Annotated in this window: 14 protein-coding genes; 9 read left to right on the top strand and 5 right to left on the bottom strand. The window is 44.4% G+C overall.

The window, feature by feature from the left end:
• The first annotated feature begins 61 nt into the window (after positions 1-61).
• On the top strand, positions 62-1,576 hold the full coding sequence (locus KIO97_RS08885) for a M28 family metallopeptidase (RefSeq protein WP_285382050.1): 1,515 nt from the start codon (positions 62-64) through the stop codon (positions 1,574-1,576).
• Positions 1,577-1,985: 409 nt separating this feature from the next.
• Complete coding sequence (locus KIO97_RS08880) at positions 1,986-3,980, top strand: hypothetical protein (protein WP_285382039.1); 1,995 nt, start codon at positions 1,986-1,988, stop codon at positions 3,978-3,980.
• Between the two features lie 134 nt (positions 3,981-4,114).
• Here the strand turns inward: KIO97_RS08880 and KIO97_RS08875 are convergent, their stop codons facing one another.
• On the bottom strand, positions 4,115-4,726 hold the full coding sequence (locus tag KIO97_RS08875; RefSeq protein ID WP_285382037.1) for a pyridoxamine 5'-phosphate oxidase family protein: 612 nt from the start codon (positions 4,724-4,726) through the stop codon (positions 4,115-4,117).
• A 192-nt stretch (positions 4,727-4,918) separates the two neighbouring features.
• The gene (locus tag KIO97_RS08870) at positions 4,919-7,150 is read right to left on the bottom strand and encodes a hypothetical protein (protein WP_285382035.1); all 2,232 of its coding nucleotides are present in this window, start codon (positions 7,148-7,150) and stop codon (positions 4,919-4,921) included.
• A gap of 531 nt (positions 7,151-7,681) precedes the next feature.
• Between KIO97_RS08870 and artP the strand changes: the two genes are divergently transcribed.
• The 5 genes from artP (at position 7,682) to KIO97_RS08845 (ending at position 11,309) form a co-directional block, all read left to right on the top strand.
• On the top strand, positions 7,682-8,410 hold the full coding sequence (artP, locus tag KIO97_RS08865) for an arginine ABC transporter ATP-binding protein ArtP (protein ID WP_285382033.1): 729 nt from the start codon (positions 7,682-7,684) through the stop codon (positions 8,408-8,410).
• Positions 8,411-8,498: 88 nt separating this feature from the next.
• Positions 8,499-9,242: an arginine ABC transporter substrate-binding protein gene (locus KIO97_RS08860; RefSeq protein WP_005431576.1), complete on the top strand. Its 744-nt coding sequence runs from the start codon at positions 8,499-8,501 to the stop codon at positions 9,240-9,242.
• A gap of 1 nt (position 9,243) precedes the next feature.
• Positions 9,244-9,933 carry an arginine ABC transporter permease ArtQ gene (artQ, locus tag KIO97_RS08855; RefSeq protein WP_005388570.1) on the top strand — a complete coding sequence of 230 codons (690 nt, stop codon included), beginning with the start codon at positions 9,244-9,246 and terminating at the stop codon, positions 9,931-9,933.
• Positions 9,930-10,598, top strand: coding sequence for an arginine ABC transporter permease ArtM (gene artM / locus KIO97_RS08850; RefSeq protein WP_285382031.1), 669 nt, complete (start codon positions 9,930-9,932; stop codon positions 10,596-10,598). Before artQ ends, artM begins: the two co-directional genes overlap by 4 nt.
• Positions 10,599-10,736: 138 nt before the next feature.
• Entirely contained in the window at positions 10,737-11,309 is a 573-nt protein-coding gene (locus KIO97_RS08845) for a protocatechuate 3,4-dioxygenase (protein ID WP_285382029.1), read from the top strand.
• Positions 11,310-11,318: 9 nt separating this feature from the next.
• Here the strand turns inward: KIO97_RS08845 and KIO97_RS08840 are convergent, their stop codons facing one another.
• Entirely contained in the window at positions 11,319-12,149 is an 831-nt protein-coding gene (locus KIO97_RS08840; protein WP_029790706.1) for a LysR family transcriptional regulator, read from the bottom strand.
• 118 nt (positions 12,150-12,267) lie between these two features.
• Here KIO97_RS08840 and KIO97_RS08835 point away from each other — a divergent pair, with 118 nt between their 5' ends.
• Positions 12,268-12,915, top strand: coding sequence for a glutathione S-transferase family protein (locus tag KIO97_RS08835; protein ID WP_285382025.1), 648 nt, complete (start codon positions 12,268-12,270; stop codon positions 12,913-12,915).
• 45 nt (positions 12,916-12,960) lie between these two features.
• Here the strand turns inward: KIO97_RS08835 and KIO97_RS08830 are convergent, their stop codons facing one another.
• Positions 12,961-14,724 (bottom strand): leucine-rich repeat domain-containing protein, encoded by a 1,764-nt coding sequence (locus KIO97_RS08830; protein ID WP_285382023.1) that lies wholly within the window; start codon positions 14,722-14,724, stop codon positions 12,961-12,963.
• Between the two features lie 585 nt (positions 14,725-15,309).
• Between KIO97_RS08830 and KIO97_RS08825 the strand changes: the two genes are divergently transcribed.
• Positions 15,310-16,830 carry an EAL domain-containing protein gene (locus tag KIO97_RS08825; RefSeq protein ID WP_285382021.1) on the top strand — a complete coding sequence of 507 codons (1,521 nt, stop codon included), beginning with the start codon at positions 15,310-15,312 and terminating at the stop codon, positions 16,828-16,830.
• A 59-nt stretch (positions 16,831-16,889) separates the two neighbouring features.
• Here the strand turns inward: KIO97_RS08825 and KIO97_RS08820 are convergent, their stop codons facing one another.
• Entirely contained in the window at positions 16,890-18,551 is a 1,662-nt protein-coding gene (locus tag KIO97_RS08820; protein WP_285382121.1) for an electron transfer flavoprotein-ubiquinone oxidoreductase, read from the bottom strand.
• Positions 18,552-18,796 lie beyond the last annotated feature (245 nt).

Raw genomic sequence — 18,796 nt, 5'->3', positions numbered from 1 at the left:
ATAAAGGGCTCCCAACGGAGCCCTAATTCGTCATGTACGGCTAGAAAAGGAAAAACAACAAATGAAAAAGAGCTTATTAGCGATGGCATTACTGAGCGGCACTGTTGCTGCGAGTGAAGCTCCGTCGCAAGAAGAGGTGTGGATCACAACAGACGCGGATGCTCAGCACTTAGCTATTCAACACGGCGCGGTGGTGTATTCTGACTTTTTCGGTGCGCGCCCAGCGATCGTTGCTAAGATTCCTCGAGATAAGTTAGCGACGTTATCCAGTCACATGCACCATGACAAACATCGCTGTGGTGGCTATATGGTGCACCCAGATAAAGCCAGTGCAATGAAAGCGGCAGCGATGCCGACGACAATAAAAACATTTAACAAGCCCACGATAAGCCATCATGAAGCGGTCGAAACGCTCATCAATCAGGTAGAGCCAACCAACTTGGTGAAAACGATTGAAGACATGACATCTTTCACCAACCGTTTTTATAGGACACCGACGGGTATTGAAGCCTCGAACTGGTTGTTAGAGCGCTGGCTAAAAGAAATCGAGGGAGTGAGTTATGCATCTGCGGTGCAAATTCCTCATGCTGGGTTCCCTCAAAAGTCAGTTGAAGTCACCTTATTAGGAGCGAAGTACCCAGAAGAAATTATTGTTGTGGGTGGCCATTTAGACTCGACGGCAGGGACTTGGACAGAAGAGCACACCATCTCTCCAGGTGCGGACGATGATGCATCGGGTATTGCTACCGTAACGGAGGCGCTTCGATTGATGATCGCCAGTGGAGTACAACCTGATCGTACGATTAAGTTTTATGGCTATGCGGCGGAAGAGGTCGGCTTAAGAGGATCCCAAGGCGTGGTATCAATGCTGAGTAGCCAAGGAGCCAACGTTCTTTCAGCCTTGCAGCTGGATATGACTAACTACAATGGCTCTGCTCATGACATTACGTTCATTACAGACTATACGGACAGCAACCTAACGGCCTTTTTGGCTGAGTTGATTGATGAGTATGCGCCTGAAATCACCTACGCCTTTGACCGATGTGGCTACGCATGTTCTGACCATGCATCTTGGCATAATGCTGGCTACCCAGCTGCAATGCCTTTCGAGAGTATGTTTGAAGACTACAACCCGAATATTCATACCCAGTTTGATACTTTAGAAAACGCGGATCCAACGGCAACTCATGCTAGCAATTTCGCTAAACTCGCAGTGGCTTATTTGGTAGAGTCGAGCATGGATAGCGTATCGGGTGTGACGCCATTACAAGATGGTGACCCCGTTGACAATTTGCAGGCAGGGTATGGCGAAGAGCAATTCTTTACCTTTGAAACACAAGAAGCAGGGCAGGTGACGATCACCATGTCAGGCCCGAGAAGTGGTGATGCTGACTTGTTCGTTAAGTATAACGATTCTGTATCCGTAACGAGTTTCGACTGTCGCCCATTCCAAAATGGTAGTAATGAGCAGTGTGTTCTCAACAAACCTGCGGGTATGTTCAACATCATGATTCGCGGTTACCGTAATTTTGACCAAACGAGTATTGTTGCGAGTTTTGAAAAGACCGCAAAGTGATGGCTAGAAAAGGTTAAATTTCATTAGGTTAGACCTCGATTAAATTGCCGCTCATGCCATAGTGAGCGGCATTTTTATTGCTGAGATAAAGCCTTTGATGCTCCTCACCTTCATTCTCCTCCTGGCATCAGCCTTGTTGCTCTTCTCTTCTCTTCTCTTCTCTGTCCACCGCAAGACCTCTAACAAACAAAGGTGAAATCCTCACAAATACTATGGGCTTAAACTTTTGTCTTTTTATTTATTATTTTGTTAATTGATGGCGTGTTTATAAATATTGCGGGGTCTTTTTTTATTTTTAGTATTATCAGTAAGTAACTAACGATTTGATTACCATGATTCACTTAAAACAGCGGCTGTTGTTATTAATATAAATAGCGATTACATCAAATCGCAGTGGTAATAAAAATACATGAAAATATCTAAGTTTCTGCCGCTTATGTTGTTAAGTGCGCTTTCATCTCACATTTCTTTTGCTCAAGAGGTTAACCATTCATCGGTCGTCCAGACGGTTTATTATGATCAAGTCGACCCGACATATCACGATTCGCTGTACCTGTTTCAGCTTGTGATGTCCAAACACTGTCTAAACTACCGACTTGATGAAGAGGCTTGTAGCAGCTATCTCTATGACAAGCGCAAGACGGTTGTATCCGATTGGTATGCGGAACAAGAGCCAGTCAAAAAGCAATATCTTAATATTAAACTTCAAATGCTCGATGACATGGGTTTCATTCTTGCTGACGTACATCATGGCGATCAAGGCTATTTCAGTCCAATCGTCGCAGATACTCAAGCAATCATGGATACACGTTTTAAACCTCAGTTAAATCAGATCATTCAGCAGGAGCTTAAGGAAAACGGTGGGAAAACCGGTCTAGACTTTGTTGGCGCCAAGAAGCAACTGTTAGTGCAGTACAAGGACGAAACAAAGCGCTTTCGTGAAACCGAAATGGAGCCAATTGAGTTCTTAGCGCCTAAACCAACAAAGGCGGATAAAATTCATTACCAAGAATTACTCTTCTCAGAACTCTACCTTGCGGAAAAGCTAACAATGACAACCGCAGAAAGAGAATTGGACAAACTTCTTACGGATGTTATCCGAGACTTGGTGAGATGCGCTGAATGTACGACAACACCTATCGTGAAAACGGTGAGCAATTCATATACATCTTATGCAGAGATTAGCCTCGCAGAGGTAATGTTATTTGGATTGGAAGGGCTACCAGCAGGAAATTCAGAGATACTTTACCCAGTCGAGTATTTTGAATCTGGAGATAAGGCTCTTTCTGTTGTCCAGTTTCTTTCGAACCTTCGCTCTTATATCCAACAAAACGAGGCTTACTTATTTGTATCAAAAGACCAAGTAAGCGCTGATGCAAAACCTGCCAATGTAGAGCAAGCTTCTTGGGAAGTAATGAAGAAAGGCGTGTCGCGCGTTAACTTAAGCTCTGATATTTGGAAAAAAGCGATGGTTCCGAACATTCGTCGCTTGTTTAACTCCCTTGTCAAAATTACAACGGGCCCGACTGGCGCGACCTTTGTTAACCAGGCGTCTCAGGCGATGAATAGTGCGGTGACGACCAACTTTAAGCTCGCCCATATCGGAAAAACGTTCAACCTGGCAAGCGCAGTGAACGCGGTGATTAAACACTTACCAAAAGTCATTATTGGAGAGTCGGAGCGTTACTTGTGTAACAGCGATGAGATTGCAGGGAGTGGGTTCACCAATGGCATTACTTTGGAAGAAAAGTGCGTTTATGTGCCTAATTTTGGCTACCGTGCTTTCCCGATTACCGTCGGTTCATTGCTCGATCAACCAAAAGGCACTGCAACGTTAGACGATAATACCGGCGGTACAACACCTCTGATGGTGCTTTATAAATATATTTCGGATGCGATTAATCCTTGGCAGACGCTCTTCAATAATACGCAAGCCATTCTTAATACCGATTTGCAATTTGCTGGGCAGGATGTGAGCGGGTACCGAGTGATCCTCACTCATAACAGCGGAGCAATCGTGTACCGAAACATTATGTTTGCCAAGCAAGAATTAGTGCTGACAAAAGATCAGCTATTTGATGCTGATGTTAGTCACTACACATTGAAGATATACAGCAATATGAACGACAACGAAGTCGCAAATTTTGCTTTGACGGAAAGCATGTTTGAACGTGCGAACGGCGGTGTGGTTAAAGGCAACAAATTCTATTTTGTTGAGGAGATCTTTGATAACCAAAAACCAGAGTTTATTAACAAAACACGTGCGCTAAAAGCATGTGGTTTGGCCCCAGAATCATCAGAAAAAAATGCGTTCTATTTTAATTGCTTAGACGATAAATTCTACCCACGTGCTATCCCTGATTACTATCTGGACAACATGCGAGTTGTATCGAAACCAGAGTAAAAGTACTCATCATGTTTGTATCTTGCATCAGAGCGCAGTCATGCTTGCTGGGTATTGCTTTCGATTAAATACACTCTGATACAACGATAAATGCCGCATCAAGCCATGATGCGGCATTTTTAAACAAGCGCTCGTTAAAGCGTTGACTTGTAATATTCGACCATCTCTTCTTGAGTGGCCGCCACTAAGTCGGGGTTGTTCTGCTGTGCTTTCATGATTTGAGCAAGAGAAGGGAGGATTTTTCTATCGACGCGGTACGTATCGTTCCAAAGCTTTGCACGCATGACGGCTTTAGCGCAATGGAAGTATAAGCTTTCTACTTGAATTTTGATGACGATTTTAGGCACCTTGTTCCCATCAGGACACATTGACTTTAACGTTTCATCTGTGTGTAAACTGGCAACGCCCTTTAGTCTCACGACCTCATCAATCCCGTTCACCATAAATAAAAGTCCGACCTTTGGATTTGCAAGAATGTTTTTAAAGCTGTCCAGTCGATTATTACCAGAGCTGTCGGGCATTAGCAGGGTTTTATTGTCTAAAATTTTAATAAACCCTGGCAGTCCACCACGGGGGGATATATCAGTAAAACCTTGTTCATCGTTGGTTGTAAAGAGAACAAAATGACTGTGATTGATTAATGTCTGGGCATATTCATCTAGCTCGAACATAACTTTGTTTTTTGCTCGTTGACTTGGCTGACCATAAAGGGCTTCTAGTGCTTCCAATGACGTTATTTCACTCACTTGAGCGTCTCCATTTTTATTTTATAAATTGTCGACCTCATAATGCCTTGTCAAAACGGCATAAGCAACCGAGTTGGTATCTGGTGCTGTTGGAGTCCCGTTGTGTCGTTCAAAGTACAAAGTTGCACTTAAATGAATCTGGGACACTCTAGACAGAAGGCGTGAGTGACAAATTTCAATTGATGCTGCAATTCAATAAAGTAAGAATATCCCCTCATAACCGCCGATTTCAATGTGCGACACGTAGTCACCAATATTGCCGTCTTTGTCTACGGGCATCATTGGCTTGTCTAATGTGATGGTGATTTTAGGTGCGGAGAAATAGTTTGCATTTTTGCCAAAGAAGTCGGTGCGATATAGCACAAGCCCGTTGGTGAACTCGCGTGCTAACACCATTTCTGATGGACCTTGAGCGACAACATCTGTGCTTGAACGATAGGCAAAGTATGTATAAGTGGGATAAAGGTAAGTAATGTCTTCGGGTAAATCTGCATGAACGACTTCATTCATGGTGGAATCGCCAATGATTGTATAATCGGACTTTGTCGGCGTGCTGGTGGACATCATAAGTGGTATCGCTTCAGAACCTTCAGGTATTAGATTGGCAGGCTCGCCCAAGTCGACGGCGAGTAACGCACTTGGTTGATAAGCGATGTTTTTTGGTACGCCAGCTTTCCAGAAGTTGTCGGCAGTAGTGTTGTTACTGCCATATAAGTAGCTACTATTCCATTGATTAAAAAAGCTACGCTCAGGGTGATGATTTAAGTAGAACGTTGCCAGTGTAGAGTATTGGTCTTGCTTCCAGTTATTTTCAGTGTTGCCAAAGTATTGAACACGACCATAACGCGTGGTTGCTTGATAAATCACTTTCTGACCCGCTTTGGCGAGTGCAGAGTTATCCCAAAACTTCGCTAAGCCAGCATAGCCACTAAAGCCAGTAGAAGGGAAAAGGTAATGCTCGCGTAAATATAGAGAACCAGCTTCAACTAAGTGGTTTTGTCCATTTTGGCCGAATAAGTTTGCCGTGCCGATGTTGAGGCCAATTAACGCATCCGCATCCAGCGTCGCCAGTTTGTTTAAAAATGCCGAGAATTGCGCTTTGTAAGCATCTTCAGCAGCTTGGCTACCCGCGACTAAACCAAGTTCATCCACGGTACCACCGGAATAAACGTAGAACTGATTTGCTCCGAGTAACTTATTCGTATCGTCGTTGTACGCACCGTTTAATCCTTGCTTCGCCCATTCAGCTTGGTAATAGTGGTGCATTGCGTTGGCAAAGTCGGGGTTGCCTAGATTGGTTAATGCCCAAGAAGAGGTTTGGTTCCACATACGACCAAATGGAATAACACGTGACTCCCAACGAAATCGTGCTGTTGCATTCTTATTCGAACGGTTTTTGTATTCATTCCAGGAAAGATAGTTGTCTTGGTTTAGGTCCGCAGACTTGTCGAAGCCACGAATTTTGCGCCAGCGTTGAATGGCTTGACCTTCAGGTGTCGCCGTTGGAGCGTCGGTCAACTTAACGGTTTGGAAGCTGTTTTTGAGCTTTACTTCTTTTAGACGAGGGCGATTCTCGATGTTTTCGTCATGCCAAGTAATTTTCGCAACGTAAAGACGGCCGCCATCGCGTAAAAAGGTGGAGCCAAAGTACTGACCGCCGCCATAGGTCTTTCCGCTGCCATAGTGCGTTGTAGCGCGAACCCAATCCGAAGGAACTGACCAGTTTACCGTTTGGTTTTTGGTCATATTCAGCGTTTTATCTTTCTTAACATCAAACGGCTTCCACTCAGATACCTGACCAAATGAGTCTATGGCAGAAGGGTATTCAATCGTGAAGCTGCCGCCTTGAGCAAACTGGGAGAACTTAAAGGTTAAGCGGTCGAACTTCTCTGAGTGATAAACATAGAGAGCACCACCATTATTCGTCTGACCAAATACGTCAGCGTCCCATGGTGGTTGTTGATATAACCAAAAGCCTGCGTGGTCAGCACTAGCCGTATAACCAACAATCATTGGCTTTCGATTGAGTAGGGTATTCTCGCCATGGCTTGAGTCGACTTCAGCGAGGATAGTGTCTTCCGAAAAATGAAGAAAAAAGTCTTCATAATCGATGTTCTTTGTTTCTGCTTGGTTACGTATATCGTTTTCCAGCCAACCTGAGTTAAGTTCCAGCTTTTGGTTGTACATATAACCAATCGCATTCACGCGTTCGTTATCGCTTTTATTTTCATATGCGCCAAAAACGACATCGGCATTATCTAGTTCCCACTCAAGCGCTGCCGCTGCAGAAACCGGTGCATCTTGTAGATCAACACCTTGTTCATGCAGCCCCGGTAAAACGATTGCTGTGGTTGACCATGTCACAGGTGTAAACAACAGGCTCAAAGAACCCAGCGCAAGCAGCGCAGAACGATATGGCTTCATTATTGAGTTGTCCCAATCAAAAACTTCGATTACTCAAATTGCGAGTCAAATTAGAAGAAAGTATTGGCGATCGGTCAGACCAATTCAAGAAAGTACTAGAACATCTCTTTTTTGATAAATTCTTTATAAGATGAATACGCTAAGCAAATCAGATTTTTACAAAATGAATCCTGTTTGTCTCAATTTTGAGCCTTGAAGAAGTGAAGAAAAGCTACGCGAGATTTTTTCTCAAAATGAGAGGGGAAAATGCTTATACAACCAGTTACTGCCTTTCGGAATAATGCTCTCAATTAGTGGCACTGAAGAGCATTGGCTTGAGTCTCCAATGGAATTCTAAGCTATCGAAATTATGGACTTTTTTGATCAACAAATACGGTTAAAACCTCACTCATTGCACCAGTCATATACTCTACTGGTTTGGTTGTTTCTTATACAAAAAATTAACAATCTAAATTTTTATACATTTTTATTGCATAAAATCTCTTTCTTGCTAGTATAAGCCCCAAATGACAATTAATGCAGTATGGCAGCATGAGTATTCAAGTTAAAAGTATCAATAAGTCTTACGGCGATACCCAAGTTCTACACGATGTCAGTTTTAATTGTGAAAGCGGTGAAACGCTGGTGTTACTCGGTCCAAGTGGTGCAGGGAAGAGCTCTCTACTACGTGTTCTTAACCTTCTTGAAGGGGCGGATAACGGCCAGTTAAACATCGCTGATGACGCATTCGACTTTTCAACTGAAATCAAAGAGAAGCAAGGTTTAGCGCTTCGTCGTAAAGTGGGCATGGTGTTCCAACAGTACAACCTATGGCCACACATGACAGTGATGGAGAACCTGATTGAGGCTCCGGTAAAAGTCTCTGGCATGGATAAAGAAGAAACGAAGAAGCAGGCAATGCAAATTCTCGCGACGCTGCATTTGGCAGACAAAGCGGATGCATGGCCGATGCAACTTTCTGGCGGTCAGCAACAACGTGTGGCGATTGCCCGAGCCCTGATGATGAAACCAGAAGTCTTGCTTTTTGATGAGCCTACCGCGGCGCTTGACCCTGAAATCACGAACCAAGTGGTCAAAATCATTAATGATTTAAGCGAAACCGGAATTACACAAGTCGTTGTGACCCACGAGGTGGATTTCGCCAAGAAAATCGCTAGCCATGTTCTATACCTAGAACAAGGACACATCGTAGAACACGGCACGCACGACGCATTTGTTAATCCGCAAACCACTCAGTTTGCTGATTACCTAAATCACTAAATTACGTTTTTAAAGTTCAGTCTATTTAACAGATAAGCTCGGCTGTCATTGCGAGTGTCAGCCCACTAAGTACACACGGAGTATTGCAATGAAAAAGATTTTACTAGCTTCACTAATCGGCCTTTCTTCTGCAACCATGGCAGCAAACGCAGCAGCACAAGAAGAGATCAAATTTGCGATGGAAGCGACTTACGCACCGTTCGAATACATGGATGAAAACAACCAAATCCAAGGTTTTGATGTGGATCTGGCGAATGCACTATGTAAAGAAATGGAAGCAAAATGTACCTTCCACAACCAATCTTTTGACAGCCTAATCCCTGCATTAAAATTCAAGCGCTACGATGCGGCTATCTCTGCAATGGATATTACTGACGCGCGTTTGGAGCAAGTGAACTTTTCTGACCCTTACTACGACAACTCAGCAGCGTTTGTTTCTATCAAAGAAAAAGTGGCTGACCAAAAAGCACTAGAAGGTAAGCGTGTTGGTGTTCAAAACGGTTCAACACACCAAAGCTACCTGATTGAGCAAATGCCGGGCGTAACAGCGGTTCCTTACTCAAGCTACCAAGACGCATTCATCGATATGAAGAATGGCCGTATTGATTCTGTATTCGGTGACACAGCAGTTGTAGCAGAATGGTTCAAGAAAGAAGACAACCTAGCGTATGTGGGTGAGCACGTCACTAACCCTAAATACTTCGGTAACGGTTTCGGTATCGCAGTAAACAAAGGTAATGATGAGCTAGTAAACAAGCTGAACACGGCACTGAAAACAGTGAAAGCGAACGGCGAATACGACGTAATCTACAACAAGTACTTCGGTAAGTAATATGGCACTAACGGGTTACTCTTTATCGCTTGTTCAAGCTAGTTGGATGACTGTCCAGCTAGCATTCACAAGCCTTCTAGTCGGTTTGATTCTGGCAGTGGTATTCGCCAGTGGTGAAATGTCTCGCCGCGTTTTCGTTAAATGGCCAATGACGGCGTTTGTGACGATTGTACGTGGCTTGCCAGAAATCCTTGTCGTGTTGTTCATCTATTTTGGTTCGACGCAGGTTCTGTTTTTAATCACCGGCGACTTTATTGAAGTTAGCCCGTTCTTGTCTGGCGTGGTGGCGTTGTCATTGATCTTCGCTTCGTACGCTTCTCAAACTCTACGTGGCGCATTAAAAGCCGTTGGAAGAGGGCAGAGAGAAGCAGCAAGTGCACTCGGCATCAGTCAAGCACACGCTTTCGTTCGCATTGTTTTGCCACAAGCAGTAAGACACGCGCTACCAGGTTTAACTAACCAATGGTTGGTTCTGCTGAAAGACACCGCACTTGTATCACTGATTGGTGTAACGGATTTGTTGAAACAAGCGCAGCTAACATCTGCAGCGACCCATGAAGCGTTTACATGGTATGCAACTGCTGCTGCGATTTACTTAGGCATTACTTTGATTACGCAACGTGCCGTCAAACTGATTGATAAGAAGTTCTCAATTCAAGGCATGAGCATGGGACAGGAGGCAACCGCATGAACGAACAACACGTTTGGCAAATGCTGGATGGCTTAGGCACTAGCCTTCAATTGACTGCCGCTTCTTTGGTGGTGGGCTGTCTCTTAGCTTTGATGATGACGCTGACTCTGATCTTACGTACTCCGGGTTTGCATTGGTTAAGTCGTGGCATCATCACCTTGTTTACTGGTACGCCTTTATTGGTGCAGATCTTCTTGGTGTATTACGGACCAGGTCAGTTTGATGTCGTAAGAGAAAGCGTATTCTGGACATGGTTAAGCCAACCTTGGTTTTGTGCGATGTTAGCGCTAGCGCTCAATACCGCGGCGTACAGTACTCAGTTGTTCAAAGGGGCGTTTAACGCGATTCCTTCCGGTCAATGGCAAGCGTGTCGTGCATTAGGTATGAACAAAGCCGCAACGCTGAAAGTGCTACTGCCTTACGCTATTCGTCGTGCTGTTCCGGCTTACTCGAACGAAGTGATTTTGGTCTTCAAAGGCACGTCACTAGCAAGCACGATTACGATCATGGATCTGATGGGTTACGCACAGCGCATTAACGCACAAACTTACGATACGTTGACGGTATTTGGTATTGCAGGCGCATTTTATTTAACGGTAAATGGTCTGCTAACTCTCGTTTTCCGTCAGGTAGAGAAGAAAGCATTGGCGTTCGAAGCCGCATAATCCTTCAATCAACGCTCATCATTTAGTTCCACAGTGCCTCTGCGAATGACTCTCTTGCAGGGGCATTTTTTATATTCGTCATGGCAAATCCCTCAAGTTCCACCAAACTTAATTCAACGCAATTGTATTGGTGGCACCATGGAAAGAAGACACTTTTTAGCGCTGTGGACATTGTTGTTCGCACCCTCTTTAAAAGCGAAAACACCAATGCGGCCAACGCCAGCACAAACAGAAGGGCCATTTTATCCAGTAGTAGATATTCCTCTTCGTCAAAACTTGATTCTGCAATCAGAAGGCTTGGTCGGTGAACCTATCGTGTTGCAAGGCAAAGTCGTGGTTACAATGGGAAATCCTCTCTCAGGCATCAAAGTAGAAATCTGGCAATGCGATGGACAGGGGATTTACGATCATCCTAACCAGCCAAATAATGATAAGTTTGATGCTCACTTTGCAGGCTTTGGCGCGGCAGAAACCCAATCGGATGGTCGCTACTTGTTTCAGACCTTGTATCCTGTGCCTTATGCCTCTCGTCCGCCGCACATTCACGTCAAGTTGTGGCGTGATAACCAAGAGCTGCTGACCACTCAGCTGTACTTAAAAGGCAATACTGGTGATGAATGGTGGGGCGGCAAAGCCCGTGATTCTCTACAGTTTGAAACTATACGAATCGACGGGCGATTAACGGGCGAATTTAACTTTGTGATTGGCTAGCTAATCCGGCTAAGCCATTAACTCCACCAATTGCGCCAAGCATTCTTTATCCAGTATTGGATGAGGCTCGACACCCGTGACCAGCACAATATCCACGGAAGGCAGCGATGGCATATCGTTTAAGATCTCGAGATCATCGCTAACGCTAATACTGCCCATAGCGCCGATAGCCATGCCTGAACGTACAATCGCTCTTTGTGCCGATGCTGTATTGCAACACGCCAGTAGTTGATAAGGGATACCACGTTTGGTTAATCCGTCTACCGCTGCCGCATGGTATTTGCAGTCGGTTTGGAAAAGGGCAAGAGGGAGAGGTTGGGCGGTCTCGATGTTAAAATCAGGGTGAGCAATCCACACGCCTTTGTCGCTTGCTAGCCAATAACCTTCTTCACTGTCCGGTGCTCTAGTCACAATAGCGGCGTCTAGCTTTCCTTCATCCAGCTTTTCTCTCAAGGTGATGCTGGGCTCACTGAAGACTTGAATCGAACACGTGGGTTCAGATTGTTGTAATACACGAATGACTTTAGGCAGGATATTGTCGTTGTAATCTTCTGGACAACCTAAGCGAAGAGGACGCTTATTTTCATAGCGTTTCACCTGTTTCAGCGCTTGATTATGCAAGCTGACTAGTTGCTCTGCATGAGAGCGTAGTGCCAATCCCGCTTCACTTAAGACAAGATTGCGACCTTCTTTTTCAAATAAGCTGACACTGAGTTCGTCTTCCAGCTTACGCATTTGTGCACTGAACGCTGATTGGGTGCGATTGATCTGCTTGGCTGCACGAGTGAAACTTCCCGTTTCTACAAAAGCAAGAAAGCTGCGTAACGCATCGATATCCATATCTAAAACTCATCCATCGTTTTTGTTGAAGTGTTCCATCAAAACTATCCGTTAGTCCCCTTAAATACAATCAGATATTGTTAATGGGTAATCAAAACACGAACCGCATGGAGGCGTCATGAAACTGTTTATTGCTAACCAAAACTACTCGAGCTGGTCACTTCGCGCATGGCTGATCTTTTCTCAATTTAAATTGAATGTGGAAGTCACCAAGCTGAAGTTGTTCACGGAAGATTTTTACAAGACCTTGGAAGGCATAACACCAACGGCGAAAGTACCGACCTTGGTGGATGGCGATGCAACAGTGTGGGATTCATTAGCGATTTTGGAGTACGTTAACGAGCAGTACTTGCAAGGTAGAGCATGGCCAAGCAACTCCGTAGAACGAGCTAAAGCACGCGCTATTGCATCAGAAATGCATTCGGGTTTCTTTGATTTAAGAAACGAACTCCCAATGAACATCCGCGCACGCAGAAAAGTCGATCTAACGGATGGTGCGCGTAAGGATATTGCGCGTATTGATGCTATTTGGACAGAACAAGCCAAGCAGTATCCGAACGGGTGGCTATTTGGAGAATGGTCTATCGCCGATGCCATGTATGCACCTTTGGCATTGCGCTTCCAAACTTATGGCATCGAGTTATCGGAAGGTGCTAAGGCATACCAACAGAAGGTACTAGCAAGTGAATCTTTACAGCAATGGTTGGAAGAGGCGAACCAAGAAACGGATATCGTAGAAGAAGATGAAGCAGGGGTAGAAGTTTAACGGTACTAGAGCCTCACTTGATGGGAGGCTCTATTCAAAAATACCTTATTTACTTTTCATACATTGAAGTACTTCTGTTCGCTCGAAATGATTTTCTTCTGCGTAGGTTCCCATTAAACACCCTGTATAAAAGAGAAACGCATTTTTCAGAGCGTCTTTACTGTCAAATTTGTCCTTTTGTTTTTTGATTTCTCGTGCCATTAATGACTGGCAGCTCTCGGTGTAAGGCTCAAGAGCTTGTTCACATTTACTAGTACTATCGAACCCAAAACAGCGCTGAAAGGCGGTTTCTTTACAAACATAACTAGAACCTTTGCTGAATAAGTTTTGCATGACCAGAGCTTCCTTGATTGAAGTGAGTTCTTTCGGATCATCCATATTGACTAGCTGGAAGGCTTTTTTTGCCACCACGCTATCGCGGTAAAGTATCTCGAGTTGCCAACGGCCAGACACCAGCTCGCTTTTATCGCCGAAATACCACATCGCGAGGTTACGATCATGCTTAAACATGGTGTCAGGCCAAGTAGATTCGGTGAACCCTTTGCCCGTTTTAGGATCGACAATCTTTGGATGTGTCATCCGGACGGTGATTGGGAATTTGTTGGTTTTTGCAAGGCTAGGCTCTACTTCACCCTGCGCATTCTTGGGCAACGTAACCGAGTATCGAAAGCCAATGTATTGGCCGAGTTTTGGCATCACCATTTGTGTTGGAGTCACGGTGTACTCTTTTCCCTCTTGCGTTATTACACCACCTTCAATAATGCTGACACGAGGAGATAGTAGGTTTGAGATGTTTTTCTCTTCGCTTGCTTGAGAGGTCGTCGTTAGAGCGGCGGCATAAGGTGAACCCTCGACTGAAAACAGATCAAACTCATGACCTTTAGCCAATGTAATATCATAAAGTGGGTTGTTGAATGCTATGAACTTCTTCAAGGCCAGTTGTTGAGTCAGGTCCAGTTTGGTCAACTTATTATTGTTTAGCTCTAGTGACGTTAAATTCGGGTTTTTACCCAATTGGAATTCGGCTAACTGGTTGTAGTCTGCTTTAACTTCTTGCAACTGGGTCTGTTGGCTTAAGTCCAAACTGGTGAGCTTATTATTGCGCACGTTAAGGTGCTTAAGATTCGCGTTTTTCGATAAATCAATCTCTTGCAATTGGTTTGATTGAAGAGATACGTGCGAAAGCTTTGGGTTATGGCTTAAGTCGATCGTAGTTAGGCTGCCACTTCCAAGAAAGAGCGTCTTTAGTTCGGAGTTTTGGCTAACATTAAGTTCTGTCAGTTTATGGGCACTGAATCCAAGGTCACGCAACCGTGATAGATGGCGTATGTCTATTTCTGCAATAGGCATTTTGTAGGCGTAGAGACTTTTCAGCTTCAAGTTCTTATTGATGTTGAGCTGTGTCAGGTTGTTTTCTGAAATAGTCAGAGTTTCAAGCTCTGGGTTATGAGAGAGGTCGATATCTCTCAATTGGTTGTTCGCCAAGATAAGGCGTTTGAGCTTTGGATTATGTGTAGTATCGACGCTTTTAATATTGTTATTTAGGAGAATCAAGTCTTCTAGTGCAGGGAAATATTTAATTTCTTCCACTGAGGTAATGTTATTGTTGGAGCAGTCGAGTTCGGTCAAAATGTTTGGTGAAGACGCTTCGTAGCCAGAAAAGCAATCAGCAAAGTTTGGGTCGACAAACTGAATGTCACCAATGGTTTCTGGAGTGGAACCATAAGCAAAACCGGATAACGCCAAACTACTCGTTGCCATCACCATTTTACCGGATAACCAGATTTGGTTTACCACTGACGCCTTCATATATGAATCCTTTTCGAAGTATTTTCTTTTTAGTTTTAGGCGCTCAATTGCCTTGCCGTTAGTGAATGCTGTTTCGACAAGGAATAGAGCAACAATGAATAGATTTGCAGTAGTTTACGCAATTTTTCAAAATAAAACTGTAGTTAAACTACCGGAACTATTAGCTTTTTTATCTGAATTTTTCGAATGGTGATGAAAGTAACGTCAGTGGGAGGGGGTGTTTCGAAATAGCGGACTCCAGTGATGTATTCACTTAGCCTCCTTTATTCCTCTCTGTCACGGGAAGATTTGACAGTACGCTCATCGTTTTCTGAAGGTAAGTTAACGTCCTAATTATAGTCCTGCACTTAAACTTTGTGTTCGATGAGTTCAAGAGCTACTTATACAAAAATACATCATAATGTTACAATTTCTCAAAGTTGAGAATGCAATGCGCAAAAAGAAAGCTAGTCTCACATGGTATGTAGAGGTCACGTTATATACTGATATCTATACATTAAATCGCTCCAATAAGTTTGTTGAGTGCTATCACTTCTGAGAAGGCAGGCTACAAACTAAACATATATCCCATTAACTAGGCCTTTCATGTTTGCAAACAATAAGAAAAATTCAACGAATCTAGTTTTGCTCTCCTTTCTTCCGAGTCTTTTCGCGCTGGCGTTTTTGTATTTCAGCTTTGGTCAGTCACTTGATGAATTATCTCAGTTAAAAGCGTCGAGTGTGGTCCAAGAGGTCGATGAGATTCTGGAGTATGGTGAAGAGGCTAACAACCAATCCTTAATGCTTCTGGAAAAGCCCGATAGCTGTGAGGCTTACAGTGTGGCTTTGCGCCATTTGGTTGCGACAGTACCGTATGTACGAAGTGCCAACTTAGCCAAAGATAATGTGATTTACTGTACCTCGATCTGGGGAGACAGCCATTACCAGTACGATCTAGCAGATTACAGCTCCGGGCGTTTACGCTTAATGCATGGCAGTAAAGTCGATGCCAAGCATCCTCTTATTGTGGTTCGGTCTGAGTTGGGTGAGGATACCGCATTTAGTGGGATAGACAGCCTGTACTTAAGGCAGTTGTTAGAGCCTCACGACAAGTTGCACTCATACTTGGCTGTAGGTGAACAGTGGCTCGATAGTAAAGACCTTGTGCTTAAAGTTAACCCAGCGGACAAGCTGATCGCTTGGCATAAAGTGTCATCGGCTAACTTTCCTTATAGCGTGTATTCGGGGTTTGATTACCCTGGTATGCTTTCTGCGTTTTGGGAGCAAGATAATCAATATATTGTTGCTATCTTAATCATTCAGACGCTCTTTGCGCTTTACCTTCTGTGGCTATCAAGACGTCCATCAAACTTATACCTAGAGATAGAGAGGGCGATGGAAAACAAAGAGTTCGTCCCTTACGCGCAACCTATTTTGAACAGTGCAAACAGAGAGATTCAGGGAATTGAAATCCTTTTGCGCTGGCAGCACCCAGTGCAAGGGACGGTAAGGCCGGATCTTTTCATTCCTAAAGCTGAACGCTCAGGGTTGATCCGCCCGATCACACATCAATTGATGATACATACTGCGAAAGAAATTCGCCTTTGGAAAGACAAGCTACCAAAACCTTTTCATGTCGGTGTGAATATATCACCGCAACATTGCTCAAAAGGGACGCTTGTTAGCGCTTGCCAAGAGTTCATCGATATTGTTGACTCTAAAGACGTTACCTTGGTCTTAGAACTCACGGAGAGAGAGGCGTTAAATTACTGCGATTTAACCGATGAAATATTCACTCAGATAAAAGGCATGGGTTGTAAAATCGCAATTGATGATTTCGGTACAGGGCATTCTTCTTTGGTCAACTTGCGTAAAGTCGATTTAGATTATCTTAAGATTGATCAAACGTTTGTCCGAGATATTGGCGTTGATACGATAACCGGCCACTTATTGCAGAATATGATTACTTTGTCTCATGACTTGTCGTTGGATGTGGTCGCTGAAGGGGTAGAAACGGAGTTTCAAGCGGAGTACTTAAAGGAGAGGGGCGTAAGCTATCTACAAGGGTTCTTGTTTGCTAAGCCTATGCCGCTTAAAGAATTTTTGAGTAAGGAGTTTGACTCTTAGACTGGCCGACACATTAAGCTAGCGCAACAGCTGTGCCATTGCGCTAGTCATTCATTCGGTTACATGTTCTGATAACTCGGTCCACCGCCACCTTCTGGTGCCTTCCAAGTGATGTTCTGCGACGGATCTTTGATGTCACAGGTTTTGCAATGCACACAGTTTGCGGCGTTGATTTGGAATAACTTCTCGCCCTCTACTTCTACTACTTCATATACACCAGCAGGGCAGTAGCGCTGGCTCGGCTCATCAAACTTCTTCAAATGCACTTGAATCGGAATATGAGGATAGGCGAGTTGCAAATGGCATGGCTGGTTTTCTTCGTGCTGTGTTCCGGACAAAAACACCGATGAGGGCTTGTCGAAACTGATGATGCCATCAGGTTTCGAGTATTCAATGGGTTGGCATGCGTCAATCGGTTTTAATTGTTCATGATCGAGCGAAGTATCGGTAATTGTCCATGGTATTGGTTTCTTGACTAGTGGTTGCCAGATATTGTGTTCAAAGGTGGAAAGTGCACCGCCGAGTAGGCTGCCGAACTTATGAATGTTCGCACCAAAGTTACGCGTCTCGCTGAGTTCTTCATACAACCATGAGCTTTCAAATCGGCTTTGGTAATCCGGTTCTGGATTTGTTTGTGTGAATGCTTCGATTATGGCTTCTGCCGCTAGCAAGCCAGATTTCATCGCAGTGTGACTGCCTTTGATTTTGGCGACGTTCAAGGTGCCTGCATCGCAACCAATTAATAGACCGCCGGGGAATTGTTGTTTCGGCAGAGAAGAAAGTCCACCCTTGGCAATAGCCCTTGCTCCGTAAGCGATGCGTTGAGCACCTTTCAAGTGTTTTTCGATTGCAGGGTGGTGCTTAAAGCGTTGAAACTCGTCAAATGGGCTCAAGTAAGGGTTGCTGTAGTTTAAGTCGACAATAAGCCCAACGGCGATTTGATTGTTTTCCATGTGATAAAGAAAACCGCCACCTGTGGTGTTCGATTCGCTCAGTGGATACCCTGCAGAATGAATCACGCTGCCAGATTGATCTTTGGCGCCAGCAGGTAACTCCCAGATCTCTTTTAGCCCGAGCGCATAATGTTGCGGTTGTTTATCATCGTCTAAACCAAATCGTTGGATGAGCTCTTTACCAAGGTGGCCTCGGCACCCCTCGGCGAATACAGTGTATTTGGCTTTTAACTCGATACCCGCTTCAAAGTTGGGTTTGGCTTCCCCTTGCTTGTCCAAGCCCATGTCACTGGTATTTACTCCGGTTACTGCACCTGATTCGTCGTAGTTTATGGTGGAAGCCGCGAAGCCGGGATAGACCTCGACACCGAGCGATTCCGCTTGCTCTGCTAACCAACGACACAAGTTTGCCAAGCTGATAACGTAGTTGTTTTCATCGTTAAGCATTGGGTTTGGTGTCAGAAAGTGAGGCACGCGGACGTGGTTGAGCTCTGTCGTTAGGTATAAGAAGGCGTCGTTTTTTACGAATGCCGAGAGAGGCGCGCCCATGCTCTGCCAGTCTGGAAAGAGTTCATCCAGCGCATGAGTCTCAAATACCGCGCCAGATAAAATGTGGGCGCCAACTTCTGAACCTTTTTCAACCACACAAATAGAAAGCGGCTCATCCTCTCGCTCTTGATTGAGTTGCGCTAATCTGCAGGCGGCACTCAACCCAGCAGGTCCTGCGCCAACAATCACCACATCAAACTCCATGCATTCTCGTTCCATCATCTTGCTTCCTTTGTGTGAAACCTTTCTTTGTGTTTTAGGTGCTTCTTTTAACAAGCAGTGCTCGTATAAAGAACTATAGTCCAGTTGACGTAAACGTAAACTAAACTAAGCTCAAATGGTAACGTCAAAGGGCGTGATAAGATTTTTAAGTGACAATGTCACTATATGGTTTTTGCAAGCAACACAATGAAAATGCTTAGCTTTAATTAAAATCTTGGTCACGTATGACCCAATTGCTAGGA

Origin of the sequence: Vibrio sp. B181a, assembly GCF_030248375.1 — a bacterium.
GTDB lineage: Bacteria > Pseudomonadota > Gammaproteobacteria > Enterobacterales > Vibrionaceae > Vibrio > Vibrio campbellii.
Note: the sequence above shows the minus strand (reverse complement) of the source record. Positions and strands in the feature narration are given on the sequence as shown.

Bases quoted from the DNA above. Each gene is read 5' to 3' on its own strand.
- artP (WP_285382033.1), top strand. From the start codon at position 7,682: ATGAGTATTCAAGTTAAAAGTATCAATAAGTCTTACGGCGATACCCAA.
- artQ (WP_005388570.1), top strand. From the start codon at position 9,244: ATGGCACTAACGGGTTACTCTTTATCGCTTGTTCAAGCTAGTTGGATG.
- KIO97_RS08825 (WP_285382021.1), top strand. From the start codon at position 15,310: ATGTTTGCAAACAATAAGAAAAATTCAACGAATCTAGTTTTGCTCTCC.
- KIO97_RS08870 (WP_285382035.1), bottom strand. From the start codon at position 7,150: ATGAAGCCATATCGTTCTGCGCTGCTTGCGCTGGGTTCTTTGAGCCTG.
- KIO97_RS08880 (WP_285382039.1), top strand. From the start codon at position 1,986: ATGAAAATATCTAAGTTTCTGCCGCTTATGTTGTTAAGTGCGCTTTCA.
- KIO97_RS08885 (WP_285382050.1), top strand. From the start codon at position 62: ATGAAAAAGAGCTTATTAGCGATGGCATTACTGAGCGGCACTGTTGCT.
- KIO97_RS08830 (WP_285382023.1), bottom strand. From the start codon at position 14,724: ATGAAGGCGTCAGTGGTAAACCAAATCTGGTTATCCGGTAAAATGGTG.
- KIO97_RS08840 (WP_029790706.1), bottom strand. From the start codon at position 12,149: ATGGATATCGATGCGTTACGCAGCTTTCTTGCTTTTGTAGAAACGGGA.
- KIO97_RS08820 (WP_285382121.1), bottom strand. From the start codon at position 18,551: ATGGAACGAGAATGCATGGAGTTTGATGTGGTGATTGTTGGCGCAGGA.
- artM (WP_285382031.1), top strand. From the start codon at position 9,930: ATGAACGAACAACACGTTTGGCAAATGCTGGATGGCTTAGGCACTAGC.
- KIO97_RS08845 (WP_285382029.1), top strand. From the start codon at position 10,737: ATGGAAAGAAGACACTTTTTAGCGCTGTGGACATTGTTGTTCGCACCC.
- KIO97_RS08860 (WP_005431576.1), top strand. From the start codon at position 8,499: ATGAAAAAGATTTTACTAGCTTCACTAATCGGCCTTTCTTCTGCAACC.
- KIO97_RS08835 (WP_285382025.1), top strand. From the start codon at position 12,268: ATGAAACTGTTTATTGCTAACCAAAACTACTCGAGCTGGTCACTTCGC.